This is a genomic window from Marinobacter sp. (assembly GCF_041690455.1).
In the GTDB taxonomy this organism is placed as follows: Bacteria; Pseudomonadota; Gammaproteobacteria; order Pseudomonadales; family Oleiphilaceae; genus Marinobacter.
In genome coordinates this window covers 20,432-44,876 of sequence record NZ_JAWLHI010000020.1, presented here as the reverse complement: position 1 = coordinate 44,876, position 24,445 = coordinate 20,432, and the positions used below count along the sequence as shown (strand labels likewise).

Annotated in this window: 19 protein-coding genes; 11 read left to right on the top strand and 8 right to left on the bottom strand. The window is 61.7% G+C overall.

Annotated elements, in window-relative coordinates; translation table 11 throughout:
• Positions 1–183: 183 nt before the first annotated feature.
• On the bottom strand, positions 184–2,196 hold the full coding sequence (locus tag ACESMW_RS06780) for a TonB-dependent receptor domain-containing protein (RefSeq protein WP_372986293.1): 2,013 nt from the start codon (positions 2,194–2,196) through the stop codon (positions 184–186).
• Between the two features lie 256 nt (positions 2,197–2,452).
• On the opposite strand from ACESMW_RS06780, the gene gdhA reads away from it, so the two are divergent.
• From gdhA to ACESMW_RS06755, 5 genes are all read left to right on the top strand, one after another.
• Positions 2,453–3,802 (top strand): NADP-specific glutamate dehydrogenase, encoded by a 1,350-nt coding sequence (gene gdhA / locus ACESMW_RS06775; RefSeq protein WP_372986292.1) that lies wholly within the window; start codon positions 2,453–2,455, stop codon positions 3,800–3,802.
• Between the two features lie 7 nt (positions 3,803–3,809).
• Positions 3,810–6,386: a PEP/pyruvate-binding domain-containing protein gene (locus ACESMW_RS06770; protein ID WP_372986291.1), complete on the top strand. Its 2,577-nt coding sequence runs from the start codon at positions 3,810–3,812 to the stop codon at positions 6,384–6,386.
• Between the two features lie 63 nt (positions 6,387–6,449).
• Positions 6,450–7,727, top strand: a complete 1,278-nt coding sequence (locus ACESMW_RS06765) for a sensor histidine kinase (protein ID WP_372986305.1) — start codon at positions 6,450–6,452, stop codon at positions 7,725–7,727.
• On the top strand, positions 7,724–8,257 hold the full coding sequence (locus ACESMW_RS06760) for a response regulator transcription factor (RefSeq protein ID WP_372986290.1): 534 nt from the start codon (positions 7,724–7,726) through the stop codon (positions 8,255–8,257). Before ACESMW_RS06765 ends, ACESMW_RS06760 begins: the two co-directional genes overlap by 4 nt.
• Before the next feature lie 176 nt (positions 8,258–8,433).
• Positions 8,434–10,551 (top strand): putative bifunctional diguanylate cyclase/phosphodiesterase, encoded by a 2,118-nt coding sequence (locus ACESMW_RS06755; protein ID WP_372986289.1) that lies wholly within the window; start codon positions 8,434–8,436, stop codon positions 10,549–10,551.
• 2 nt (positions 10,552–10,553) lie between these two features.
• On the opposite strand, the gene ACESMW_RS06750 is transcribed toward ACESMW_RS06755, so the two are convergent.
• The 7 genes from ACESMW_RS06750 to ACESMW_RS06720 all read right to left on the bottom strand — a co-directional run bounded on the left by ACESMW_RS06750 (position 10,554) and on the right by ACESMW_RS06720 (position 18,322).
• Positions 10,554–11,216: an energy-coupling factor ABC transporter permease gene (locus ACESMW_RS06750; RefSeq protein ID WP_372986304.1), complete on the bottom strand. Its 663-nt coding sequence runs from the start codon at positions 11,214–11,216 to the stop codon at positions 10,554–10,556.
• A gap of 88 nt (positions 11,217–11,304) precedes the next feature.
• Positions 11,305–13,041: a SulP family inorganic anion transporter gene (locus ACESMW_RS06745; RefSeq protein ID WP_372986288.1), complete on the bottom strand. Its 1,737-nt coding sequence runs from the start codon at positions 13,039–13,041 to the stop codon at positions 11,305–11,307.
• Between the two features lie 7 nt (positions 13,042–13,048).
• The gene (locus ACESMW_RS06740) at positions 13,049–13,915 is read right to left on the bottom strand and encodes an MBL fold metallo-hydrolase (RefSeq protein ID WP_372986287.1); all 867 of its coding nucleotides are present in this window, start codon (positions 13,913–13,915) and stop codon (positions 13,049–13,051) included.
• A 140-nt stretch (positions 13,916–14,055) separates the two neighbouring features.
• Positions 14,056–14,667, bottom strand: a complete 612-nt coding sequence (locus tag ACESMW_RS06735) for a tetratricopeptide repeat protein (protein WP_372986303.1) — start codon at positions 14,665–14,667, stop codon at positions 14,056–14,058.
• 5 nt (positions 14,668–14,672) lie between these two features.
• A complete protein-coding gene (locus ACESMW_RS06730) occupies positions 14,673–15,455 on the bottom strand; it encodes an SDR family oxidoreductase (protein WP_372986286.1) in 783 nt (260 codons plus the stop codon).
• Positions 15,442–17,628 carry an AMP-binding protein gene (locus ACESMW_RS06725; RefSeq protein ID WP_372986285.1) on the bottom strand — a complete coding sequence of 729 codons (2,187 nt, stop codon included), beginning with the start codon at positions 17,626–17,628 and terminating at the stop codon, positions 15,442–15,444. Before ACESMW_RS06725 ends, ACESMW_RS06730 begins: the two co-directional genes overlap by 14 nt.
• On the bottom strand, positions 17,612–18,322 hold the full coding sequence (locus ACESMW_RS06720; RefSeq protein ID WP_372986284.1) for a thermostable hemolysin: 711 nt from the start codon (positions 18,320–18,322) through the stop codon (positions 17,612–17,614). The genes ACESMW_RS06725 and ACESMW_RS06720 overlap by 17 nt, the downstream gene beginning before the upstream one ends.
• 219 nt (positions 18,323–18,541) lie before the next feature.
• Here ACESMW_RS06720 and ACESMW_RS06715 point away from each other — a divergent pair, with 219 nt between their 5' ends.
• The 6 genes from ACESMW_RS06715 (at position 18,542) to ACESMW_RS06690 (ending at position 24,445) form a co-directional block, all read left to right on the top strand.
• Complete coding sequence (locus tag ACESMW_RS06715; protein WP_372986283.1) at positions 18,542–18,955, top strand: GtrA family protein; 414 nt, start codon at positions 18,542–18,544, stop codon at positions 18,953–18,955.
• Positions 18,927–19,934 carry a glycosyltransferase family 2 protein gene (locus tag ACESMW_RS06710; protein WP_372986282.1) on the top strand — a complete coding sequence of 336 codons (1,008 nt, stop codon included), beginning with the start codon at positions 18,927–18,929 and terminating at the stop codon, positions 19,932–19,934. The genes ACESMW_RS06715 and ACESMW_RS06710 overlap by 29 nt, the downstream gene beginning before the upstream one ends.
• Positions 19,918–21,465 carry an ArnT family glycosyltransferase gene (locus tag ACESMW_RS06705; RefSeq protein ID WP_372986281.1) on the top strand — a complete coding sequence of 516 codons (1,548 nt, stop codon included), beginning with the start codon at positions 19,918–19,920 and terminating at the stop codon, positions 21,463–21,465. The genes ACESMW_RS06710 and ACESMW_RS06705 overlap by 17 nt, the downstream gene beginning before the upstream one ends.
• Positions 21,466–21,487: 22 nt before the next feature.
• Positions 21,488–22,171 (top strand): response regulator transcription factor, encoded by a 684-nt coding sequence (locus ACESMW_RS06700; RefSeq protein WP_372986280.1) that lies wholly within the window; start codon positions 21,488–21,490, stop codon positions 22,169–22,171.
• Positions 22,168–23,580, top strand: coding sequence for an ATP-binding protein (locus ACESMW_RS06695; protein WP_372986279.1), 1,413 nt, complete (start codon positions 22,168–22,170; stop codon positions 23,578–23,580). The genes ACESMW_RS06700 and ACESMW_RS06695 overlap by 4 nt, the downstream gene beginning before the upstream one ends.
• Before the next feature lie 97 nt (positions 23,581–23,677).
• A complete protein-coding gene (locus ACESMW_RS06690; protein ID WP_372986278.1) occupies positions 23,678–24,445 on the top strand; it encodes a glycosyltransferase family 2 protein in 768 nt (255 codons plus the stop codon).

The following is a 24,445-nucleotide window of genomic DNA, read 5'->3' as shown; positions in this document are numbered from 1 at the left end:
TGGGTTATTTGCTCATAACTACATGGTAACAATCGTTGCACCACAATCGTAGACAAGCATAGTCCATGGCCATCGGAGCGCTTTGATATGACACAAAAAAAGCCCCGCATGGAGGAGTTGGATCCATGCAGGGCCGAATGTCACCCGCCGGCTATGAGAAGCGGGTAACCGCCATACTGTGATTTACCAGCGCGCGGTCAGTGCCGCCCGGAAGGTCCGACCCGGCTCATTGACCCGGTAGGCTTCGCCGGTAAACAGGTCTTCGCGACTGACGTGGGGTGCCCAGGTCTTGTCGAACACGTTGTCCACCGCCCAGCTCAGGGTCAGGTAGTCCATCAGCGGGTGGCTGCCGTTCAGATTGAAAACGCCGTACCCCGGGGAAGTGCTCGGGTCGAGGCCTGACTCCTCATCAATCCGGTCCTGCCGGCGTGCCAGCATCCATTCCGCCTGGACGCTATGACCCATGTGGTGCCAGCCCAGGGTCTGGATGTACTGCACAGGCGGAATCTGCGGCAACGGCTGGTCGGTGTCATTATTGGTTCCCCGGACACTGGCCAGTTTTCCGGTGGCACTCCAGGTGCCGTTGCTCCAGCCCAGCTCGCCCTCGACACCCAGCAGACGGGCGTCGATATTCCGGTAGCGGATAACGTCCGGTGCCGGCTCGTAACGCAGCACGAAATCGTCCACTTCATCGACCCAGATCGCCGGGCGCCAGTGCCAACCGTCACTCTGCCCGGCCAGGCTCAGCTCCAGCTTGTGGTGTTTCTCGGTTTCGAGATCCGGGTTGCCGACCCAGGCGCTGCCCTTGGTGACATAACGCTCGTTGACACCGGGGGAGCGGACGCTGTGGGAAGCGGTCAGTTCCAGGGTGTTAAGCGGCGACACCCGCCATTCGCCAGTCATGAAACCGCTGACGTTGTCATCCGTGGCTTTGGTATCGGTTACGCCATAAACATTCTCGTAGATGGATGCCGGTGACATGGGCATCGCATCCGGGTTCATGGTGAATGTCTCATCAGCCCGATTGGCATCCATTTCCACCCGGTCATAGCGGATGCCCGCACCCAGGCGCATGTTGACCCGGATACGGTGGAAGGCTTCGGCAAACACCCCGACACGATCACGCTCCACATCCGGCCACAGGAACGAGGCCTCGTTGGTCAGATCCATACCGTTGTACATGGTGGCATCCCAGGTGTTGCTCTCGACATCCACACCGACAGCAATGTCCTTCGTGTAGTCGATGGTCTGGTCCAGCACCAGGCGGGCGCCCTGGGTCCGGGTTTCCGAAAGGGTCTGCATTTTCATGGGCATCCCCATCATCACCGGCGGCTCACGCAGACTGAAATTGTCCATCACGTGATCCACGTCCGCCTGCCAGGCCATCAGGTTCCAGCCACCGCTGGCCACCGGCGCACCCAGCTCCAGGCGATACATATCGGTATCGGTCTTCGGCGCATCCATGCCGGAGGCGTATTTCACATCTCGCTCTTCCTGGCGGCTGACCATGCCTTTCACATAGAAACCGTTGTCTGCTGTCCAGGCTCCGTCAACGCGGCCCTCGGTGTTTTCGAAGGCGCTCCGGACCTCGTTGCCATCGCCGTCCTCGTAATCATCGGCTTCCTCGTAACCCGCGGAAAGCCGAAGGTAATTGTCGCGATCGCCCACGGCAGCACTGCCATTGACCAGTTTGCCCTCGCCATTATCTGACCCGCCAATCGTGAGGTGGCCGGTCGTGCGGTTGCCATCGGCAAAGGTCGGCGCCGCCGTCGTGGCCACCACCTGGCCACCGGCAATGGGGCCCCAGCGCAGGGTTTGGTTGCTGGTACGGACTTCCAGCACCTGGGGTAACGCAGAGCTGAGCCGGCTGGTGGGCGGGTCCATCCGGTTGGGGCAGGCACCTTCCACCCGCATGCCGTCCAGCAGCACATCGACGCGCTCCTGGCCCTGGCCACGGATTACCGGGTCCAGACCGCGCCCGCCGAGACGGGAAAGCGATACCGAGGGCTCCGAGTCCAGCCGGGACACCGGCTCCGACGCCAGGGCCGCTTCCGACAACCGGGCCGCCTCGGCCGACCGGCCTTCGGTGACCCGGATCAACAACTGGTCATCGTCCTGTACCTGGGAAAAAGCGGGGGCAGTGGCACATCCGGCCAGAATCAGGCCGATAATGCGTGCCAGGGGTTTCTCGGTCATGCCTGGAGGTTCCTTACCATCACGGGAGTGGGAAAATCGGGTTAATTGCCGGTAATGATAAAGACAAACCTGGTCGCGGGCTTGGGACACAATGCCGCACCCCTTAAGGGGTATTCCGGATGGTTTTTATTGCACAAATTCCGGGCGCAGCTTGCCAGAAACTGCACTCCTGTGGTGCAATCTACGCCAATTTTCTTACCGAACGGCCACATTCCCGCGCCGTTTTCAATGAGCAACTTCCCTAACAGGTATCACCATGACGGTAAAACTCGACGAGAAACTGGAACCGATCTTCCAGGACGTACTGCACCGCAATCCGGGCGAAAGCGAATTCCATCAGGCCGTTCACGAAGTCCTGGAAACACTGGGCCCCGTCCTGGTGAAGTACCCGGAGTTCGCGGACAAGAAAATCATCCAGCGCATCTGTGAACCCGAGCGCCAGATCATCTTCCGGGTACCCTGGCAGGACGATAAGGGCGAGATCCACATCAACCGCGCCTTCCGGGTTGAGTTCAACAGCGCCCTTGGCCCCTACAAGGGCGGCATGCGTTTCCACCCGTCAGTGTACCTGGGCATCATCAAGTTCCTGGGCTTCGAACAGATCTTCAAGAACGCCCTGACCGGCCTCCCCATCGGCGGAGGCAAAGGCGGCAGTGACTTCGACCCCAAGGGCAAGTCCGACGACGAAATCATGCGTTTCTGCCAGAGCCTGATGACCGAACTGTACCGTCACCTGGGTGAATACACCGACGTTCCCGCCGGCGACATCGGCGTGGGCGGCCGTGAGATCGGCTACCTTTTCGGCCAGTACAAGCGCATCACCAACCGGTATGAGTCCGGCGTCTTCACCGGCAAGGGTCTGGACTGGGGCGGCAGCCGTGCCCGTACCGAAGCCACCGGTTACGGCACCGTGTTCTTTACCCAGGAAATGCTCAAGGCCCGTGGCGACTCCCTGGACGGCAAGACCGTCGTGGTATCCGGCTCCGGCAACGTCGCCATCTATGCCATCGAGAAAGCCCACGAACTGGGCGCCAAGGTGATTGCCTGCTCCGACTCCCAGGGCATCATCGTGGATGAAAAGGGCATCGACCTGCAGACCGTCAAGCGCATCAAGGAAGTGGAGCGTCGCCGCATCAGCGCCTACACTGAATTCCAAAAGGATGCCAAATACGTGGAAGACGGCAACATCTGGAGCGTTCCGTGCGACGTGGCCCTGCCCTGCGCCACTCAGAACGAGCTGAACGGCAAAGACGCCAAGGCCCTGGTTGAAAACGGCTGTATCGCCGTGGCGGAAGGCGCCAACATGCCGACCACGCCGGAAGGCATTGCCATCTTCCAGGAAGCGAAGCTGGCCTATGGCCCGGGCAAGGCCGCCAACGCCGGAGGTGTTGCCACCTCCGCACTGGAGATGCAGCAGAACGCCAGCCGTGATTCCTGGACCTTCGACTACACCCAGAAACGCCTTGAGGAGATCATGATCGATATCCACAAGAACTGTTTCGAGACCGCCGCCGAGTTCGGCGCGGAAGGCAACTACGTGCTGGGCGCCAACATCAACGGCTTCCTCCGTGTTGCCAGGGCGATGAACGCCATGGGTGTTATCTGATCCGGCCATGACCAGCAACGAGCCTCTCCAGCCGACCGACCGTGTTTCAACCGGCCTGGCCGGACTGGATGAGGTTCTGGATGGCCTTCGAATCGGCGATAACGTGGTCTGGCGGGTTTCCGACCTCGACGACTATCGCCGGTTCGTCCTCCCCTTTATCGATGCCGCGGCCGATGCTGGCCGGCAGATCATCTATCTGCGCTTCGGGGAACACGCTCCGATCGTGTCCGAGCACCCGGGCGTCCGGGTCATTCATATCAACGCCCTGGGTGGATTCGAAAGCTTCACCAGCCGGATCTGGCGGCTGATCGAAGAGCATGGTCGCGGCGCCTTCTACGTTTGCGACTGCCTGAGCGAATTGCTCAATGCCTGGGCCACCGATGCCATGGTAGGCAACTTCTTCCGGGTCGTCTGTCCGTTCCTGTTCGAGCTGGACACGGTCGCCTGGTTCGCCCTGCATCCGCAACGCCACTCCCGCATGACCCTGGACCGGATCCGGGAAACCACCCAGGTGATGATCGACGTGCACCGGGATGGTGCAGAAGTACAGATTCATCCTATCAAGGCCTGGCGCCGGCAGTCCCCCACCATGTTCCTGCCGCACCGGGAGCAGGACGGTCGTTTCGAGCCCATTACAGACAGTAGCGACGCGACCCGCGTCCAGGCGAGTCTGGAGCTCGAGTACCTGCATCGCCAGCCGCTGCTGGATTACTGGGACAAATTGTTCCAGGAAGCCGGTCGGGCCCTGGCCAACAACGAGCAGCACTGCATGGCCGACCTTCAGGACCAGGTACTGAAGGTGCTCATCAGTCGCGATCCCAAGATACTGGAGCTGGCCAGGCGGTACCTGAGTCTCGAGGACCTGCTGACGATCCGAAGCCGCATGGTGGGTAGTGGCTACATCGGCGGCAAGGCCACGGGCATGCTGATTGCCCGCAACATTCTCCTGCGGGAGGGCCCTGATAGCTGGAAAACCTGTCTGGAGCCCCACGACTCAAGCTACCTGGGTACCGACGCCTACTACGCCTTCCTGGTCCACAACGGCCTGTGGCCGTCGGTCATGCGCCAGCGCTCGGAGGCCGGCTACCTGACCGAGGCGCCGAAATTGCAGCAGAGCATCCGCAAGGGCAACTTTCCGAATGAAATCCGCTCGGAGCTGGAACGCCTGCTGGATCATTACGGCCAGTATCCGATCCTGGTGCGCTCCAGCAGTCTGCAGGAGGACGGCTTCGGCAATGCCTTCGCCGGCAAATACGACAGCGTATTCCTGGTCAACCAGGGCGGCCCGGAGCAGCGACTGGCGGCCCTGGAAGACGCCATCCGGCAGGTCTATGCCTCGTCGATGAGTGAGGATGCCCTGGTGTATCGCCGGCAACGGGGTCTGCATCAGCGGGAGGAGCCCATGGCGCTGTTGATCCAGCGGGTAAACGGCCGTTTTCACGGCCGCTATTACCTGCCGGACGCCGCCGGGGTGGGCGTCTCCCGCAATACCTTTGCCTGGGACAGCAGCATGGACCCGGAGGCGGGCATGGTCCGGCTGGTCATGGGGCTCGGTACCCGGGCGGTCGACCGGATCGAGGGCGACCACGCCTGTGTCATGGCCCTCGACCAGCCAGGCCGCCACCCGTTCCGGAACCAGGATGAAAGCTACCGGTTCTCCCAGCATCTGGTGGACCTGCTGGATCTGCAGGAAGGCACCCTCAGCACCTGCCCCCTGAGCCAACTCGCGCAGGACGTGCCGGCCCTGCCCCTGCAATACCTGGCGGAGGTGGACCGTCCTGCCAGCGAACGGGCCGAGCAACTCGGGCTGGCCGGACCGGTCTGGCGACTGACGTTCACGCCGCTGGTGAAACGGACCCGGTTCATCGAACGCCTGTCCCGGCTACTGAAAACTCTCGAGGCCGGCTACCGGCACCCGGTGGATGTGGAGTTCACCCTGCACCTGGACCGCCAGGGGGAACCGTCCTTCAACCTGGTGCAGTGCCGCCCCCTGGCCACCATCGGTGAAACCGGGCCGGTCACCCTCCCCGAAGAGCCTGAGCCTGGACGGGTGCTGTTCCGGACCGAAGGCCATTTCATGGGTGGCAACATCAACCTGACCCTGGACCGGGTGATCCGCATCGACGCCTCGGTCTACTCCCGACTGACCACCGGTCAGCGCTACGAGGTCGCCAGGCTGGTCGGAGAGACGGTGCGCCGGGGCAAGGGTCGCACCCTGCTCATCGGTCCCGGCCGCTGGGGCACCAGCAGTCCCGAGCTGGGGGTGCCAGTGCGTTTTGCCGACATCGCCGGGGTATCGGTGCTGGTGGAAGTATCGGAGAAAGCCGGGGACATGGTGCCGGATCTGTCCTATGGCTCCCACTTCTTCCAGGACCTGGTGGAAACCGGCACCGCGTACGTGGCCCTGTTCCCGGACGACAGACAGTGTCTTTACCAGCCTGAATTGCTGGGGCCGGCCCCCCCGGAGGTCGAACGCGAAGCCCGACCGGAGGATGCCATACTGGTCACCACCACGGACGATCCACCTCTGCATCTCCGCGCCGATGTGATCAGCCATAGCCTGATCTGCTACTTCGAGGATTGATCCGCGGCAAGCCCATTGAAAACAAATCTGCCGGAAGCCATGACTGTTGGTAGAATCCGAACCATGGAATGGCTCACTCACTCTCAAACCGGTATTCGCCAGGCGGCCCGCTACCTGCTCGGCATGCGGCTGGCCATCGTAACGATCCAGCTGGTCGCCCTCGCTGTTGCGGAATCGATGATTACCCTGGCGCACGAGGCCGAGGCACTTTTACTGTGCCTCGGTTACGCTGTGCTCGCCACCCTGGGCTGGCTCTGGTTCACCCGCCGACCACCGGCCTCCTCCCTGGCCGTGAGTGCCGGGCTGCTGGCAGATATAGTCCTGATCGGCAGCTGGCTGTTCCTGACCGGCGGCTATACCAACCCTCTGGTTTCCCTGCTATTGCTGCCCATTGCCGTGGCCATCATCCTGGTTCCCCTGGGCCAGAGTATCGCCATCACCGCCAGCGGTATCGCCGCCTACACGGCACTGGTGCTCTGGCACACCCCGATCGGCCACAGCCAGCACAATGACAACCTTGCCCAACTCCACCTGTTCGGCATGTGGGCGACCTTTGCCCTGACTGCGGCCATCCTGTTACTGGTGGTTGGCGCCCTGGCCCGTCGGCTTCGCAGCCAGCAGCTGCAACTGGCTCAATTCCGGGAAAACCGGCTCAGGGACGAACAGATCATCGCCCTTGGTCTGTCCGCCGCCGCCGTGGGCCACCGACTGGGGACACCGCTGAACACCATGACCCTGCTGCTGGACGAGATCCGCTCGGAAACCAGTCGAAGGGTTGCAGCACCCGACTCCGGCGCGCTGAAGGAAGACCTGGACACCATGGAACAGCAGATCCAACTCTGCAGCCAGCATCTCCAGCAGCTCACCCGCGCGGCGGTGGAGGCCCGATCCGCCCAGCAGGAGACACTGACGGTCGAAGACTGGCTGTTGCGCCTGCGGGAATCCGCCACCCTGCTCTGGCCCTCCGGCCCGATCCACTGGCAACAACCGTTCCCGAAAGTGCCTGTGGCCATGGACGCTACCCTCGACCAGGCGGTACTGAATCTGCTGGCCAATGCCCTGACCGCCAGCCCGGCCTGGGTCGGCGTGGCGGCCCGTACCGGTGCTCCGGGCCGGATCGAAATAGTCGTGGAGGATCACGGGGAGGGCCTGGAAGCTGCCTTTGAGGGCGCACCGGGGGAGGAGATCGTGGATTCAAGAAACGGGCTCGGTGTCGGCCTGTTCCTGTCCAATGCCACCATCCAGCGCCTGGGGGGTACCCTCAGGGCCCGGGCCGAGGAAAACGGCACCACCATGGTCATTGATTTGCCGGAAGCGGACTCGAACGGAGACAGCGCATGAGCCAACCCAACCTCTGGCTGATTGTGGATGATGACGCGGCTTTTCTGCAGATACTGCAACGCTCCCTGGCCCGCCAGGATATCGAAGCAGTGCCCGCCACCACCGGGGCCGAGGCATTGGCACTGATCGAAGCCAGGGATTTCGGACGTTGCGTGCTGGACCTCAACCTGGCCGGTGAGAGCGGCCTGCAGTTACTGCCAGAATTGCTGGCCCGCAGGCCGGACCTGGAGATACTGGTTCTGACCGGCTATGGCAGCATCGCCACCGCAGTCGAGGCCATGCGCCGGGGCGCCATCAATTACCTGTGCAAACCGGTGACCGTGCACCAGCTCGTCACCGGCTTCGAACCCCTGGACGCGCCGCCGGAGCTGCGTCCGGAGCCGCCTTCGGTGGAAGAAATGGAATGGGAGCACATCCAGCGGGTGCTCAACGAGCACGACGGCAATATTTCCGCCACCGCCCGCGCCTTGAACATGCACCGGCGCACCCTCCAGCGCAAACTGCAGAAACATTCCCGCTGGCGCAGCTGAACCGCAGGCGGGAATCGATAAAAAACTGACTTCCGTCAATTTCTGCCTGGTACCATTCCGTGCCAATCGGCCTGACTTCGGGTAGCATCTCCGCCTTTACACTGCATATTGCAGTAAGTGTCACACAGGGAGGCGTGCTCGTAATCCATCAGCCAGACCAGCAGAAGCGAACCTGAATGCCGAAATCGACGGATGTTGCAGAGCCCCCGACGGGTATTGACGCCGAACGCCTGGCCCTGGTGGCCGCTACCACCCCCAACCTGGTCCTGTTCCTGGACGAAGCCGGCACCATCGAGTGGGTGAACCCCAGCTTCGAGCAGCATACCGGCCACCTGCTGGCCGACATCCGGGGCAAGCACCCCCGAGATGTGCTCTATGGGCCGGACACCGATCCCGACACCATTGCCCGGATCAACCGGCACCTGCACCGGGGTGATACCTTTGCCGAGGACATCCTGCACTACACCCGCTCCGGCACTCCTTACTGGGTCCATAGCTACTGCGTGCCCATCGGCCGGGAACAGGGAACCGCCCCCGGCTACATCGTGATCCAGAACAACATTTCCGACCGCAAGCACAGCGAGCGCGGCCTGCGGATCGCTGCCAGTGTCTTTGACCGCAGCCACGAAGCCATCATCATCTCCGACCATAACAACCGCATCCTCGACGTCAATCCGGCGTTCTCCCGGATCACCGGCTATAACCGGGATGAAGTGCTGGGCCTGAATCCCGGAATCCTCAGCTCGGGCCGGCATTCGGCGGAGTACTACCAGTCCATGTGGCAATCCATCGAAAAGACGGACCACTGGCGGGGCGAGATCTGGAACCGGCGCAGGAGTGGCGAGGAGTTCATCGAACTGCTGTCCATCAGCCGGGTCCACCTGGACGAGCCCGGGCAGTATTACCATGTGGCGGCCTTCTCGGACATTACCACCCTGAAGAATCACGCCCGGGAACTGGACCGAGCCGCCAACTACGACGATCTCACCGGTCTGCCCAACCGCCAGTTGCTCGAGGAGCGCCTGCGTTCGGCCCGCAGCCATGCCGAACGCCATGGCCGGCGGCTGTCGGTGTGCTGCCTGGACCTGGACGGGTTCAAGGTCATCAACGATCGTCTTGGCCAGAGCGCCGGCGACCAGGTGCTACGCACCCTCGCCGAGCGGCTGACCCACACCCTGCGCAGCGGCGATACCGTGGCCCGGGTCGGCGGCGATGAATTCGTCCTGCTGCTCCAGAGCGACGACACCAACGCGGTTTACCACCGCATTCTGTCCGTCATCGGCGAGCCGGTAGCAGTCGGGGGCGAGCAGGTAACCCTGACCGCCAGCCTTGGCATCACCCGTTACCCTGAAGACCAGGCCGAGGCCGAAGGCCTGATCCGCCACGCCGACCAGGCCATGTATTCGGCCAAGGAGAGAGGCCGTAACCAGTTCCATTTCTTCGATCCGGATCTGGATCAGCACCGGCAGAAGCGGCGACAGCAGTTGATGGAATTGACCCGTGCCCTGGAGAACCAGGAATTCGAGCTGTTCTTCCAGCCCCAGGTCCGGATGTCGGATTATTCCCTGGCCGGCTTCGAGGCCCTGATCCGCTGGAATCGGCCCGAATCGGGACTGATCAGTCCTGGCGAGTTCCTGCCCTATGTGGAGAACAGCCACCTGGAAGTGCCCCTGGGCCAGTGGGTCCTGAAGGAAGCCATCCACCAGCTGAACACCTGGCAACAGGCGGGTGAGGACCTGACCGTCAGCATCAACATCACCGCCCGACATCTGCTGGACCGGAGTTTTGCCGACTACCTGGAAAGCTACCTGCACAGCCACCCGGAACTGGATCCCGCCCGGGTCACCCTGGAAGTGCTGGAGTCCACCGCGCTGGAGGATACCCAGCAGGCCAATCACGTACTGACACGGTGCCGCAGCCTCGGCTTGAAGGTGGCCCTGGATGACTTCGGCACCGGGTTCTCCTCCCTGAGCTATCTGCGAACCCTGCCCATCGACCTGATCAAGATCGACCAGAGTTTCGTTCGCAACATGATGGACAGCCCCAGTGACAAGGCCATCGTCGAAAGCGTGATCTTCCTGGCCCAGCGCTTCGAGCACCCGGTCCTGGCCGAAGGAGTGGAAACCGGAGACCAGGCCCGCACCCTCGCCCGGATGGGCTGCAACCAGATCCAGGGTTACGGGATTGCTCCGCCCATACCCGCCGGAAAGGTTCTGGAATGGGCCGGCGGTTGGCGCACCCGGAAACAGCAAGGGCTGGACCAGGGCCGGCTCGCCCAGGGCGACGGTATCTGAGGCTAGGGCCGGTAGCGGCGCTGATCCAGGGTCGTGAGCCGGTCCGGATGGAAGACCATCAGGCCGGTCACGAAGGTGCCATTGACGAAGCCTTCCGGCAGCATGATCAGGGGCAGGTAGCGAATGTACCCGTGGATCAGTTCTTCGAAGGTATAGACGCCGCTGGACCACAGCATCAGACACATCACCACGCCGGCCGCAGCCACTGCCAGCCCGGCCCCGAAGAATCCGCAGAAGAAGATATAGGCGAAAAAATTCCGGAAGTTCCGGCGGCGCTCCCACACCATGATCCCGTGACTCACCAGTGCCGGTACCATGACGGTCACCAGCCCGTTGGCCGCGAACATCATGACCGGTTCCCGCCCCGTGATGACAGTAATCACCAGCGCCAGAAGACCACTGAACACCGCCAGCGCCCAGCCCAGCATCAGGGTGATAACGGTCATGCCGAAGATATGGATGGCAAGGCCGGGCGAAATCCCTGCACGCAATTGCCACAGGAATCCCAGCGCCACAGCCGCACCGAAAAACGAATGCTGGAGAGCGTTATCCTTGCGCAGTGCCTGCCAGTCGACAGAGCGGGCTGCCTGCGCCAGGATCACCAGAAACAGTACGGCCGTTAACAGCCACTGTCCCGTTGATAACAGGTTTTCCGTCATCCCCATGGCACGCGCATCCCGGGTCATGAATTCAGGCAAGAGTCAGGAACAATGATAGCGGGTAAGCCCGCTCCGTTACCAAGACCGGCTTGATTCAGGCGGTCTGCGCCACCGGTTGCCGGTGGTTAGTGAGCGTGGTCCAGGCATCGAAGGTGCTCAGGAATACCTGACCACCCAGGTGGGCGAGAAATTCCGTATCCCTGAGCCGGTCCATCACCGGTCCCTTGACCTCGGACAGGTGCAGGCGCACGCCGGCGTCGTTCAGGCGCTCGTTGATGGCCTCAAGGCTCTCCAGGGCCGACGCGTCGATCAGATTGACCGCCGGACAAACCAGCACCAGATCCCGGAGTTCCGGCTCCCGCGTCACCAGATCCATGACCGTCTCCTCCAGGAACCGGGCATTGGCGAAATACAGGCTTTCGTCCACCCGCAGGAAGGTCACTTTCGGGCACAACTGCACATTGTGGCGCAGCACATTGCGGAAATGCTCGGTACCCGGCACGCGACCCACAACCGCACTGTGGGGCCGGCTGGTGCGGTACAGGAACAGACCGATGGACAGCGCCACCCCGGCGATGATGCCCGCCTCCACACTGTGCACCAGGGTCAGCAGGATGGTGGCCAGCATGGCACCGAAATCGGTGCGCGAGTACCGCCAGGTGCGGGACAGCGCCGGCAGGTCTATCAGGGTGGTCACCGCCACAATGATGGTTGCCGCCAGGGTTGCCTGGGGCAGCCAGGCAATGGCCGGGGTCAGGAACAGGGTCGCCAGGGCAATGCCGACGGCGGTGTAGGCGCCGGCGGCCGGAGTTTCCGCGCCGGCATCAAAGTTGACCACGGACCGGGAAAAACCGCCGGTCACCGGCATGCCACCGGAGAAGCCGGCACTGAGATTTGCCGTGCCCAGGCCGATGAGTTCCTGGTCCGGGTCAATCCGCTGGCGACGCTTGGCGGCCAGGGTCTGACCCACCGATACCGATTCGACAAAACCCACAATGCTGATCAGAAGGGCACTGACCGCCAGCTGCGACCACAGACCGGTGTCCAGGGAGGGCATGGTGAATTCCGGCAGCCCGGAAGGCACCTCCCCAACCAGGCGCACCCCTTTCTGGTCAAGCTGGAAGTACCAGGCAACCAGGGTAGTCACCAGCACCGAGAGAATCGGTGCGGTCTTGGTGAGGATATCCGCCAGCCTCGGTTTTACCCCGAGGTTCATCAACAGGGGCTTGAGATGCTTGCGGGCCAGCAACAGGAATACCAGGGCGCCGACGCCGATGACCAGGGTGTAGAAGTTGGTGGTTGTGAGGGAACTCAGCAGGGACTCGGCGATCTCCACCAGATTATGCCCGGAAGCCTGGATGCCGAAAATATGCTTGAACTGGCTGGCCGCAATGACAATACCGGAGGCGGTGATGAAGCCGGAAATCACCGGATGGCTCAGAAAGTTGGCCAGGAATCCGAGCCGCAGTATCCCCATCAGGGTCAGCATCAGGCCCGACATCACCGCCAGCAGCACCGCACCCGCGACATAGGCAGCGGTACCCGCCTCGGCAATGGGCGCCAGGGCCGCGGCGGTCATCAGCGACGCCACCGCCACCGGGCCCACCGACAGGGTCCGGCTGGTGCCGAACACCGCGTAAATCACCAGCGGCAGGATACTGGCATAAAGTCCCACCTGGGCCGGAAGCCCCGCCAGCAGCGCATAGGCCAGGGACTGGGGGATAAGCATGACGGTAACGATGACCGCGGCCACCAGATCACTGGTGGCCTGGTCACGACCGTACTGGGGTGCCCATTGCAGAATGGGCAGGTACCGCTGGATCCGATTCATGCGGTGCTCAGAACAGGTTGACCGGAACTTTCAGGTAGACCTGCCCGTTGTCTTCGGCCGGCGGCATGTGACCGGCGCGCATGTTGACCTGTACCGACGGCAGGATCAGCCGGGGCATGTCCAGGGTGGCGTCCCGCTCGGTGCGCATCCTGACGAAATCATCTTCACTGACACCTTCGTGGACGTGGATATTGGCCTCGCGCTCCTCGGCCACCGTGGTCTGGAACAGGAATTCGTCGCGACCCGGCGCGCCGTAGTCATGACACATGAACAACCGGGTTTCCGGGGGCAGCGACAGTACTTTCTGGATGGACCGGTACAGCGTGCGGGCATCACCGCCGGGGAAATCACAGCGGGCAGTGCCGAAATCCGGCATGAACAGGGTGTCGCCAACGAAAGCAGCATCACCGATCACGTAGGTCAGGCAGGCCGGGGTATGACCGGGAGTGTGCAGCACCCGGCCTTCCAGATTGCCGATGCGGAAGGTGTCGCCTTCACGGAACAGTTGATCGAACTGGCTGCCGTCACGGGCAAATTCGGTACCGGCGTTGAATGCCTTACCGAAGATCTCCTGGACATCGACGATCTTCTCGCCAATGCCGGTCTTGCCACCAAGTTTTTCGTGCAGGTAAGGGGCGGCAGACAGGTGATCGGCATGCACGTGGGTCTCTAGGATCCACTCCACCGTCAGGTCGTTGTCCCGGACATAGCGGATGATCTCGTCCGCGGAGCGGACGTCTGTGCGGCCGGCGGGATAATCGAAATCCAGGACGGAGTCCATGATTGCGCACGCCTGGCTGTCGGGATCACGCACCACGTAGCTGAACGTATTGGTCGGTTCGTCGAAGAAATGCTGGACGACGGGATTGCTCATGACACTCACCTCGAACATCGATCCTTTAAGTTTAATTCTAAGGATATATTAAAAGGTAATATTGAGTGAAATGCCAATTTCTTCTATCAGTATCCTCCCTGATATCCGGCCGGGACTGAGCCCGGCCTGTTCCGTGGGGTTCAGATCTGTTCGAGTTTGCTCCGGATCTCCTTCCGGCGACCAGCATCGGCCACAGGCCGGTTAGGTCGCTCGGGTGCGTTCAGAGCTTTGTTCAGGTACTCCCGGGCCCGCTCCGGCTGATCCTGCTCGATCAGAAAATCACCATAAAAATAATTGGGGTCGATCCCGTTCGGGTTCAACTCCAGGGCCTTGAGCAGGTATTTCCTGGCCTTGTCATCATCCCCGAACCCGAGGGGCCAGCCCGGCACCTGGTAGTACAGGCTGCCCAGGGAGGTATAGGCCGAGCCCTCCAGGGCTGCCGGATCAATTTCCAGCGCCTTTTCCAGAGATTTCCGGGCGTCCTTGACCAGACCCAGGGCGCCGAGGCCACCCTTGGCACCGGCATAGGTGCTCAACACAATGCCCTGCCAGATCAGGGGTTCGGCACGGTCGGGATAGGTATCGACCAGAACCTGCGCCTGGCCGGCCAGGTCCTCAAAGGCCTTTTCCTTCTGGTCTTCCGGCAGCTGATACTGGATTTCCGCCCATCGACCCTGGATACCGGCCAGGTCGGAATCAAGATTTCCCGCCCAGACCGGCGCGGCAATAATCGACGCAAGCAAAAGGATCATCCATTTCATGACAGTACTCCCGAATTCAGAAAACGCCGGATCACCGGCAGTTGCTTCAACATGGCCTTGTCGACGATCCGGGGCAGGATGCCATTGATCACCACAAACAGTTTTTCCGGCCAGCCCAGGAACCGCCGGCGATCGTCGTTTTCCATCGCCTTGAGGATTTCGGCCGCAACTGCCTCGGGGGCATCCATGGTATTGCCGAGCGCCCGGTTCAGTTCGTTGACCTGTTCCGGATTCATGTCGGTTGCCGTGGCCCGGGGGGCGACATACACCACCTGCACCGGCGTATCCGCCAATTCCCGGCGCAACGCCTCGGTGAAGCCACGCAGCCCGAACTTGCTGGCACAGTAGGCGGTATAGCCCGGAAAACCGATGCTGCCGAAGGTCGAGCCGACAAACACCAGGGCCCCGTAGCCACCCTTCTCGAACCGGGGGGCAAAATGCCGTGCCACCAGCATGGCCGAGCGCAGGTTCACGGTCAGCTGGGCATCCAGTTCACTGACGGCCATGGCTCCGAGAGCGGCAAAGCGGTTCTGGCCCGCGCAGTGAATAACCCCATCGATATCCGGATAGGCGTCGCTCAGGCGCTCCAGCTGTTGATCCAGATCCGGGGCGGCAAGATCCAGGTGCACCGCGGACACCCCTTCCCGGTGACCCAGCCTGTCCGGCTGCCGAGACGCCACGATGACCCGGGCACCGGTCCGGACCAGCGGGTCCACCAGCGCCTTGCCGATACCTCCGGTTCCTCCCAGCAGGAGGAACACCCGATCATGCAGCCTCATGGCGCGACTCCTTGCGACCGGAAGGCAGCGGAATGCTGTGCAGCATGTCACCATAGAGTCGATACACCATGCGGGCAGCTTCGATGATGGCCTGTTGGTCATCCGGATCGGTGATCTCGTTCATCAGGTTGCGGAAGAACTCGAAGTGCTCCTGATCCAGCGCACCGTGGGAATACAGGTAGCTGAATGCCGCATCGGGCAGACCCAGCTGTTTCTGGATGGCTTCACCCAGCGGCGTGGCCAGCTCGATGGAGGTACCTTCCAGCACCTGGACCATGCCGAAGAACGCCGCCGGGTTGCCGCGCTGAATCCGGTCGTACAGGTAGGCGACCATCAGTTCGATGGAGGTGTCGGGGGTGCCATTGCGAATCGCTTCCTTGTCCTCGCCACAGGCTTCCAGGTCATCGAGGATCCACTCGTGGTGGCCGTATTCCTCCTCGATGTATTCCACCAGGGCCTTGCGGACAAATTCCAGGCGCTCCGGCAGGCGGCCACCGCAGGCCATCATCAGCGGCACCGTGTGCTTGACGTGGTGGTAGGCCTGGGTCAGGAACCAGGTATAGCCGGTCAGATCGAAGCGGCCCTCGCGGATAGCGTCGATAACCGGCGCGCCCGTCACATGGGCACGTGCTTCAGCGGTTTCGGATTGCAGGCGATCGAAAAATGCCATGACAGTGTCTCCTGGCGTGTTTGATGAGGTTGAATGGGTCGTAGAAAGGTTCATAAAAATGGGAAAGGCACCGGCCAGCAGCGCGGGCAGGTCCGACTGGATCTTCTTGCGCACGGGCCGACCGTTGGCAGTGACGTGCCCCTCGGCATGGGTCAGGGGCTGACGGCGAATGTATACCGCCGCCAGCCGGGCATAGTCAGGAAGGCCGGCGTTGAGCCCGGCCAGTGCCGAGCGCAGCTGCTCCGGTGAGCGGCCATCGCGGATCACGATCAGGGCGCTTGGGTGAGGGTCCCCGTCTCCGAACACCACCGCCTGCTGGGCGCCCAGGGCCTGGATCAGTTCGCTCTCGAGCCACTCGGGGCTGATGTTGCGACCAAAGCTGGTGATGAGCAGGTTCTTGGCACGACCATTCACGGTGAGAAAACCCTCCGGATTCAGGGTGCCCAGGTCCCCGGTGTCCAGCCACCCATCCCCCTCCGGCTCGTCGCCCAGGTACCCCAGGTGGGTGTTGCCCCGGACCAGGATGTGGCGGACAGGATCCAGCCGGACCTCGACGTGAGACAAGGGTTTGCCAACGGTACCTTCGCATTCGTCGCCGGGAACATTCAGCGCGACCACGGAGCTGCACTCGGACAGACCGTAGCCCTCGTAGAGAGGCAACCCGGCAGCCCGGCCACGGGCCAGCAATTCCGGTGACACCCGGCCACCGCCCACCGCGAGGAAGCGGAAAGACCGGCTCTCGAGCTGCCCCTGTTCGGCGGCCGCCACCAGCGCCATAGCCAGTTCCGGCACCAGGATCAGTGACTGGGGAGCATTTCGGTTGATACCCGCCACCAGGCGTTCCAGATCCAGGCCACTGCTGCCGGTCATCCCCAGGGCCTGCAACGGTGCGACATTCACCGTGGCTCCCATCAGCAACGGCAGGTACACCCCGGCAATGTTCTCAAGCAGGGTCGCCAGTGGCAGGATGCACAAATGCTGCTGCAACGGCACATCCGCCAGCCGTTCTTTCAACGCGAGGGTTGTCGCCGCCATCTGCGCCCCGGACAGGCAGACACCCTTGGGGGTGCCGGTGCTGCCGGAGGTAAAGGTGATCTTGGCGGTCGCTTCCGGCATCCACGCCCCGTCGCCGGTTACCGGCAAATGCCGGAGCCAGACGCCATGGCCGATATGTTCACCAAAAGCCTCCTGTTCGCCGGAGAGAAGGCAGTCCAGACCGGCCTGTTCGATCAGATGCGCAGCCTGGGCTTTCGAGAAGAAAACCGGCACCGGCACGCACACCACGTCGGCCAGCAGGCAGGCCAGGTCAGCCAGGATCCAGGCCGGAGAGTTATCGCCGCACAGACCGACACGCCTGACGCCCAACTGGCTCAACTGGCCAGCCAGCGCCTGTGCAGACTGCATCATCTGGGCATGACTGAAGGCTGCCTCTGGTCCCTGCAGGGCAACGCGCGATGGATCGACAGCCGCCTGTCGCCGGAGCAATTCAGGCAGTACAGCCATAGGAGCCTCCCAACGTTGAGTCGCCATCGGCAACATGCCGGTCTACCGTCCGAATAAGCCGCAGCAACCCGGCATCCCGAAGCGCTGATACGCCATCTGCAACTTTGATCGCCATCACCACCGGATGATGGTCGTAGTACCGGCCCCAACCGGCTCCCCGATCGGGCAGCCGGGCCGGATCCGCATCTGCCAGCACTTCGGTGGCAATGCCCAACCGGTGAAAGCTGTTGCGCAACTGATCAGTGCCGGTGCAAACCACCCAGTCGTATCCGGCGCTATCAAGCCAGACCGACAGGGAAGCAAACAGGAAACGGCTGACTCCTGCCTCAACACCGGCCAGATGGGCGATCTCGGCGATCTTGTGACGGGCGACACCCGGAACCGGCATCACCGATTCAACCGGAACCGACAGGTAATCCTCGAGAAAAAGGCGCTCCAGAGCCGCATTGCGTACTCCAACTGCAGCCAGCAGGGTACCCTGCGCCGTGGATAGGGCCAGCAGGGCCGGAATGCGCAGGGCAGGTTCGGCGCCGTAGGCGTGCAGAAACCGCCGGCGGATAAATCCGGCCACGGTATCAGCCATAGCAGTTTCCGGAAGGATTTCACTCAACCAGCGACCGGCACAACGGATGACCGGAACCACCTCCCCCGAATCCGGGGGACAACAGGTGGACATCATCAGCGGGTCTGTCATAGGCGCTCTCCAACAATATGGCCCCGGGGCCTTTCAATCACGACTGCCAGGGTAGAAAGGGAGCCTTAAATCAGCCTTAAGGCTCCGCGGCAGAAACCTTAAGACCGCCTTAAGGTTTCCCGGGCATGCCGGTTAAGGCTCGCTTAAGAATGGCCGCGTAGAGTGCCGTGCCATTCGCCGGACACCTCCGGACAAACTCGGGTGCTGAAGTGAGGCTGTATGAAACTCCCGGATTTGAGGACAAACCAACTGGGCGCGCTGCCCCGTTTCATGATGGCCGGCGGAATGGCTACCCTGCTCCATTGGCTGATCATGATGGTGCTGGTTCGCGCTGGCGTTAACGCTGTCGCTGCGACCGCCATAGGTGCCAGCGCGGGGCTGATCGCGAACTATATCGGCCAACACCGGTTTACCTTCTGTTCCCCTCTGCCGCACCGGGTGACCTTTCCCCGCTATCTCGCCGGAGCCGGTATCGGGTGGACCCTGAACCTTCTCAGTTTTGCCTTGCTGCGGATGGCCGGTGCCAACGTAGCGTTTGCCCAGATTACGGCTACCGGTGTGGTGGCACTTGCCAACTATCTCTTCGCCGAGAGATTTGTATTCCATGAAGAACCGACAAGGGACGCCCAGTAACCAGATGCTCAGTATCGTCATACCTGTTCACAACGAGTCCGATGTCATCCCGACCCTGCTCAGTCGTCTGGACCGGGTCACTCGACAACTCGACGTTCCTGTGGAACTGCTGTTCGTGGACGACGGCAGCCATGACAATTCCGTCGCTCTGCTGTTGCGGGCCCGGCAACGCCAGCCGGACATCCGGGTGGTCCAGCTGTCACGCAATTTTGGCAAGGAAGCCGCTGTGACTGCGGGGCTGGAGCATGCCCGCGGAGATGCCGTGGTACTGATGGACGCCGATCTCCAGGACCCGCCCGAACTGATCCCCCGGATGGTCGCCGAATGGCGAAGGGGCGCGGATGTCGTACTGATGAAGCGCCGTTCGCGGGCGGGGGAGAGCTGGCTGAAACGCACCACAGCCAGCCTGTTCTATCGGCTGATCAACCGCATCAGCGACGCTTCAATACCGGTCGACACCGGCGATTTCCGGCTGATGAGCCGACGCACTGTCGATGCCCTGAACCGGTTACCCGAACGCAACCGCTACCTGAAAGGGATGTTTGCCTGGGTCGGCATGCCCACTGTCACCCTGGAGTTCGACCGCGACCCCCGGGCAGCAGGCAAGACCAAGTGGAACTACCTGAAACTGATGCACCTGGCGATGGAGGGCATCACCTCGTTTTCCACCCGGCCGCTGCGCCTTGCCCTGCTTCTCGGTCTGCTGGCCGCCGGGGCCGGCGGCCTTTTCGGAACCTGGGAAGTACTCAGGGCACTGATTTTCGGCATATCCACGCCGGGTTACGCGTCAATGATTGCCATGATCACGTTCCTGTCGGGGGTTCAGCTGCTCTGTGTAGGGCTGCTGGGTGAGTATGTCGGGCGCATCTACATGGAAACCAAACAACGCCCGGTTTTCATTGTCGCCGAAGACAGTGAGGACGACGCCCAATCGATTCTGCCTCAACTGCGAGTTGCCGGTAATGACCAAACACATTAACACCCTGCTCTGGCTGCTGGTCTCCGTTCTGGCCATTCGCCTTGGTCTGGCCGCAATCCTGCCGCTGGCCGACACCACAGAACCCCGTTACGCCGAGATTGCCCGCATCATGGCCGAAACCGGCGACTGGATTACACCCTGGTTCGATTACGGAGTTCCCTTCTGGGGCAAGCCACCCCTGTCGTTCTGGACCCAGGCATTATCTTTCAAGGTATTCGGTGTCTCCGAATTCACCGGGCGTTTGCCGTCCTGGCTGGCTAACTGCGTCATTGTCTTCCTGATCTACACAATGCGCCGGTACCTGCATCCGGAGCGGACCAGTGACGCTGCCCGGGCGTCCGGTCTCTGGGCGGCGCTTATTTATGCCACCACAGCCCTGGGTTTTCTGACCGCAGGCACAGTGATGACTGACTCCTTCCTTGCACTCGGTTCCACGCTGGTGCTGACCAGCCTGGTGATCCGGCTTCAGGGCGGCCCCATGATCTGGGGCTGGACGTTCTTCATTGGTCTCGCCATCGGCCTGTTGGCCAAGGGCCCCCTGATTCTGGTTCTGACCGGCCTGCCGGTGTTCCTGTGGGTTGTCATTGCCCGTCGCTGGCAGCGCCTCTGGGAATGTCTGCCCTGGCTTCGGGGCTCGGCGCTGACACTGGCCATTGCTGTTCCATGGTATGTGCTGGCAGAACTGAAGACGCCCGGATTTTTCGACTACTTTATCGTGGGCGAACACATCAAACGCTTCCTGGTAAGCAGCTGGCAGGGAGATCTTTATGGCAACGCCCACGAGTTCCCCCGCGGTACAATCTGGTTGCACCTGGTTTTGGCCAGCTCCCCCTGGGGCCTGATTGCTATCGCGGCATTCGCGATCAAGTGCTGGCGTAGCCAGGAAACAAAAGACCAATGGCATTCCGGTGAACGGGGTATCGGCGGACTGATACTGGCATCGGCCCTGAGCCCCGCCATTTTTTTCACCCTGTCCGGCAACATTCTCTGGACCTATGTCCTGCCAGGCTTGCCGTTCCTTGCAGTGTTGGCAGCAAGCCTGGTGCCACAGCGGATTGGCAGCCCGGTGGGACGTCCCGTCCTGGCTGCCATTCTCCTGATTCCGTTACTCGGGACACTGGCCGGGGGCTGGCTCTCACTCAATCCGGAAACGCTTAAAACTGAGCGTGACCTGGTAGCGCGGGTTAACGAGCTTCCTGGAATGACCCCGGATGACCTGCTCTATCTCGACAAGGCCCCGTTCTCCGCCCGCTTCTATACCCAGGGCAGGGTCCGGGCCGTAGAGGCGGACACGATCAGCCGTCAACTGGCTCAGGGAACCCTGTCCCAGCCCGCGCTGCTGGCAGTGGAAAAAGGCAACAAGACAATGCTGCATAAGCTGCAAGGTGTGTTTGATCAGGTGGACCAGAACCGTCGTTACCAGGTGTTCCTGCTTGAATCATCCACCGGGAGTCCAGAGCACATTGAAAGTCGGGAAAGCAAAAAAGCGGGTATCGATTACACTGCAACGAAAGGCCATCCGCTGACCTGAAAACCAACCGGATTTCTGCTACATGCGAATACTGCTGATTGAAGACGACCACCTGCTGGCCAATACCATGCTGGACATGCTTCGCGATGGCCAGAACACCGTTGACTGGCTGGATGATGGCCAACAGGCCCTCAATGCGCTACTGAACGAGGACTTTGACCTGGCCATCCTCGACCTGACCCTGCCGCGAGTCGATGGCCTGGATATCGTGCGCAACATCCGTAACCGGGGCATCGAGACACCCGTGATCATTCTCACGGCGCGAACAGACCTGGATGAGAAATTGCAGGGACTGAACTCCGGCGCGGACGATTACCTCACCAAACCGTTCGCCATGGCAGAGCTCAAAGCCCGGATCCGCGCGGTCACCCGCCGCGGCAGCGGCGTCAGAACTGCCGGTCTCAAGGTTGGCCGGCTGACGCTGGATACCGATTCCGGCCAACTCGAGGTCGGTAATGACACCGTTACCCTGCCCCGGAGCGAATTCCAGATTCTGCATTACCTGATGCGCCATCCCGATCAGGTCGCAACACGGCGGCGACTGGAGGAGCAACTCTACGGCTGGGAGCATGGTGCCGAGAGTAATGCGCTGGAGGTGCACGTTCACCACCTCCGTCGCCGGGTCGGGAAGAAAACAATCCGTACCGTACGGGGCGTAGGGTACCTTCTGGACAGTGAAGCCGCTGCGCATGAGGCTACCGAATGAGCCTGACGCGTAAACTCACGATCCTCGTCACCAGCACCGTCTTTTTCATCACCCTGATCGCAGCCGGCTGGGGCTTCTACGTCAGTGATCATCAACTGGAGGAGTTGTTTGACGCGGAACTGGCCCAGAGCACCCGCATCGTGCAGGGTCTGGTAGAGCACCTGTCGACGACACAGTCAGTTGATCAGCTGTCCCACACGCTCTCCAAAACCCTGGAGCTTCCCGAGAGCGCCTACCGAGGTGATGAGGAAGAGGACGAAATACTTCCTGGTGGTGCGGGGCACAAGTACGAACGGAAAATCGCTTTCGAAGTCTGGTCACCCGAAAAGGAGCCCATCCTCGATACCCTGCGCGCCAACGATTCCCAAGGTCTTGAGCCAGGGTTCGCATGGCAGGAGATGACAGGTTATCAGTGGCGCACATTCACCCTGCAAGATCCGGCCACCGGTTTCTGGATTCGCACCGCCCAAAGGGAGGATGTCAGGGACGAGCTGAGTCAGGAGATCGCACTGGGTAATGTACTGCCATTTCTGGTGGTACTGCCGTTACTGGCCATGGCGGTGATTGTTTCCATCCAGGTCGGCTTCCAGCCCCTGAGAAAGCTGGAGAAGCCAGTTCGTAATATGGCGCCGGAGAACATTCACCCGCTGGATGATCGGCAGGCACCAAAGGAAGTGGCCGGGCTGGTACAGGCGGTAAACGGCTTGCTGCGACGGCTCAACCAGGCCCTGGAACGAGAACGCCGGTTTTCGGCCGATGCCGCCCATGAACTGCGCACGCCACTCACGGCTCTCAGACTGAACCTGGAGAAAGCCTGTGAGGACAACCCGGAGCAGTATCGGGACCTGATCCGGTCGGTGGATCGCATGGTTCACCTGGTGGAGCAGATGCTGCTGCTGAACCGCGTTGATTCCGGGGCTGATTTTTCACCCGAGTACCATAACCTGTCTGCCATCCTGGAGCAGAGCATTGCCGATGTGGCACCCCTGGCCCTGAAAAAGGATATCGAGCCGGTGCTGCAGGACGACGCCAGCCAGGCCCTGGTCTGTTGCCACAGCGCCCTCATCAATACCCTGATGCGATCCCTGTTGGCCAACGCCATCCAGTACAGTCCAGAGCACACTGTCGTGGAAACCCGACTTGCCCCCTCCGGCGACGGCTACCACATCACCGTGTGCGATCAGGGTCCGGGTATTCCACCGGAAGAACGGGAACGGGCCCTGAGTCGCTTTGTCCGCCTGGACCAACGACTCGGGGGAGGGGCCGGACTGGGGCTGGCCATCGCCCGGCGAATTGCCGAACTCCACGGTGGACAACTCACCCTGAACGGGCGGCCGGACGGACAATCGGGACTGTGCGTCAGCATCTGGCTCCCCGCCCGCCCCACCCTTCGCAACAGGGCGTCTTAAGGTTGGTTTAAGCTTCCTGGCAGATAATCCCGCTCTGAAATAACAGGGTTGGATAGACGGCCCTGTTGCTGCTCTGTCTGCCGAGGGAAAACTCTGTATGGGTCAGGAAAGAACACTGTCACTGGTCATTCCCGCCAAGGATGAACAAGACAATATAGCCGCACTGATCACTGAAATTTTCCGGGTCATGCGCGACTACCCGGATTTTGAAGTGGTGCTGGTGGATGATGGCAGCAGCGATCAGACTCTGAATATCGCGCTGAAGAACGCACGGTCGGTTGGCGGTCGACTCGTTATGGTTCGTCACGATCAAAGCGTTGGTCAGAGCGGCGCACTGGCCACCGGCATCCGCCGGGCCAGGGGCACGCTCATCGCCACCATGGACGGCGATGGTCAGAACGATCCCGCCGATATTCCAGCGTTGCTTCAGAAGGTGAATACCATACAGAACCCCGACTTCTGCATCGCAGGCTACCGGAAAAACCGCAAGGATACCGCCTGGAAACGCTTCCAGTCGCGACTGGCCAACCGCGTTCGCGATGCCCTGCTGCATGATGGCGTGCCGGACACCGGGTGCGGTCTCAAACTGTTCCCGCGGGAGACCTTCCTCCGGCTGCCCTGGTTTGACCACGGCCACCGATTCATACCAGCACTGGTGAGAGGAATCGGTGGAGAGATCGCGGTCGTAGAGGTCCATCATCGCCCCCGCACGGCCGGCACCTCGAAATACAATGCCTGGAATCGGGCCTGGGCAGGCATTCTCGATCTGCTGGGAGTGATGTGGCTTCTGCACCGAACCAGGGTGCCCGCCATTTCGCAGGTTGCTGATGCTGATACGGTCGCTTCCACCGCGGAGAGCCTCTGA

What these genes read in the sequence shown, in the direction of transcription:
- ACESMW_RS06780 (WP_372986293.1), bottom strand. Translation starts at nt 2,196, where the DNA reads ATGACCGAGAAACCCCTGGCACGCATTATCGGCCTGATTCTGGCCGGA.
- gdhA (WP_372986292.1), top strand. Translation starts at nt 2,453, where the DNA reads ATGACGGTAAAACTCGACGAGAAACTGGAACCGATCTTCCAGGACGTA.
- ACESMW_RS06770 (WP_372986291.1), top strand. Translation starts at nt 3,810, where the DNA reads ATGACCAGCAACGAGCCTCTCCAGCCGACCGACCGTGTTTCAACCGGC.
- ACESMW_RS06765 (WP_372986305.1), top strand. Translation starts at nt 6,450, where the DNA reads ATGGAATGGCTCACTCACTCTCAAACCGGTATTCGCCAGGCGGCCCGC.
- ACESMW_RS06760 (WP_372986290.1), top strand. Translation starts at nt 7,724, where the DNA reads ATGAGCCAACCCAACCTCTGGCTGATTGTGGATGATGACGCGGCTTTT.
- ACESMW_RS06755 (WP_372986289.1), top strand. Translation starts at nt 8,434, where the DNA reads ATGCCGAAATCGACGGATGTTGCAGAGCCCCCGACGGGTATTGACGCC.
- ACESMW_RS06750 (WP_372986304.1), bottom strand. Translation starts at nt 11,216, where the DNA reads ATGGGGATGACGGAAAACCTGTTATCAACGGGACAGTGGCTGTTAACG.
- ACESMW_RS06745 (WP_372986288.1), bottom strand. Translation starts at nt 13,041, where the DNA reads ATGAATCGGATCCAGCGGTACCTGCCCATTCTGCAATGGGCACCCCAG.
- ACESMW_RS06740 (WP_372986287.1), bottom strand. Translation starts at nt 13,915, where the DNA reads ATGAGCAATCCCGTCGTCCAGCATTTCTTCGACGAACCGACCAATACG.
- ACESMW_RS06735 (WP_372986303.1), bottom strand. Translation starts at nt 14,667, where the DNA reads ATGATCCTTTTGCTTGCGTCGATTATTGCCGCGCCGGTCTGGGCGGGA.
- ACESMW_RS06730 (WP_372986286.1), bottom strand. Translation starts at nt 15,455, where the DNA reads ATGAGGCTGCATGATCGGGTGTTCCTCCTGCTGGGAGGAACCGGAGGT.
- ACESMW_RS06725 (WP_372986285.1), bottom strand. Translation starts at nt 17,628, where the DNA reads ATGGCTGTACTGCCTGAATTGCTCCGGCGACAGGCGGCTGTCGATCCA.
- ACESMW_RS06720 (WP_372986284.1), bottom strand. Translation starts at nt 18,322, where the DNA reads ATGACAGACCCGCTGATGATGTCCACCTGTTGTCCCCCGGATTCGGGG.
- ACESMW_RS06715 (WP_372986283.1), top strand. Translation starts at nt 18,542, where the DNA reads ATGAAACTCCCGGATTTGAGGACAAACCAACTGGGCGCGCTGCCCCGT.
- ACESMW_RS06710 (WP_372986282.1), top strand. Translation starts at nt 18,927, where the DNA reads ATGAAGAACCGACAAGGGACGCCCAGTAACCAGATGCTCAGTATCGTC.
- ACESMW_RS06705 (WP_372986281.1), top strand. Translation starts at nt 19,918, where the DNA reads ATGACCAAACACATTAACACCCTGCTCTGGCTGCTGGTCTCCGTTCTG.
- ACESMW_RS06700 (WP_372986280.1), top strand. Translation starts at nt 21,488, where the DNA reads ATGCGAATACTGCTGATTGAAGACGACCACCTGCTGGCCAATACCATG.
- ACESMW_RS06695 (WP_372986279.1), top strand. Translation starts at nt 22,168, where the DNA reads ATGAGCCTGACGCGTAAACTCACGATCCTCGTCACCAGCACCGTCTTT.
- ACESMW_RS06690 (WP_372986278.1), top strand. Translation starts at nt 23,678, where the DNA reads ATGGGTCAGGAAAGAACACTGTCACTGGTCATTCCCGCCAAGGATGAA.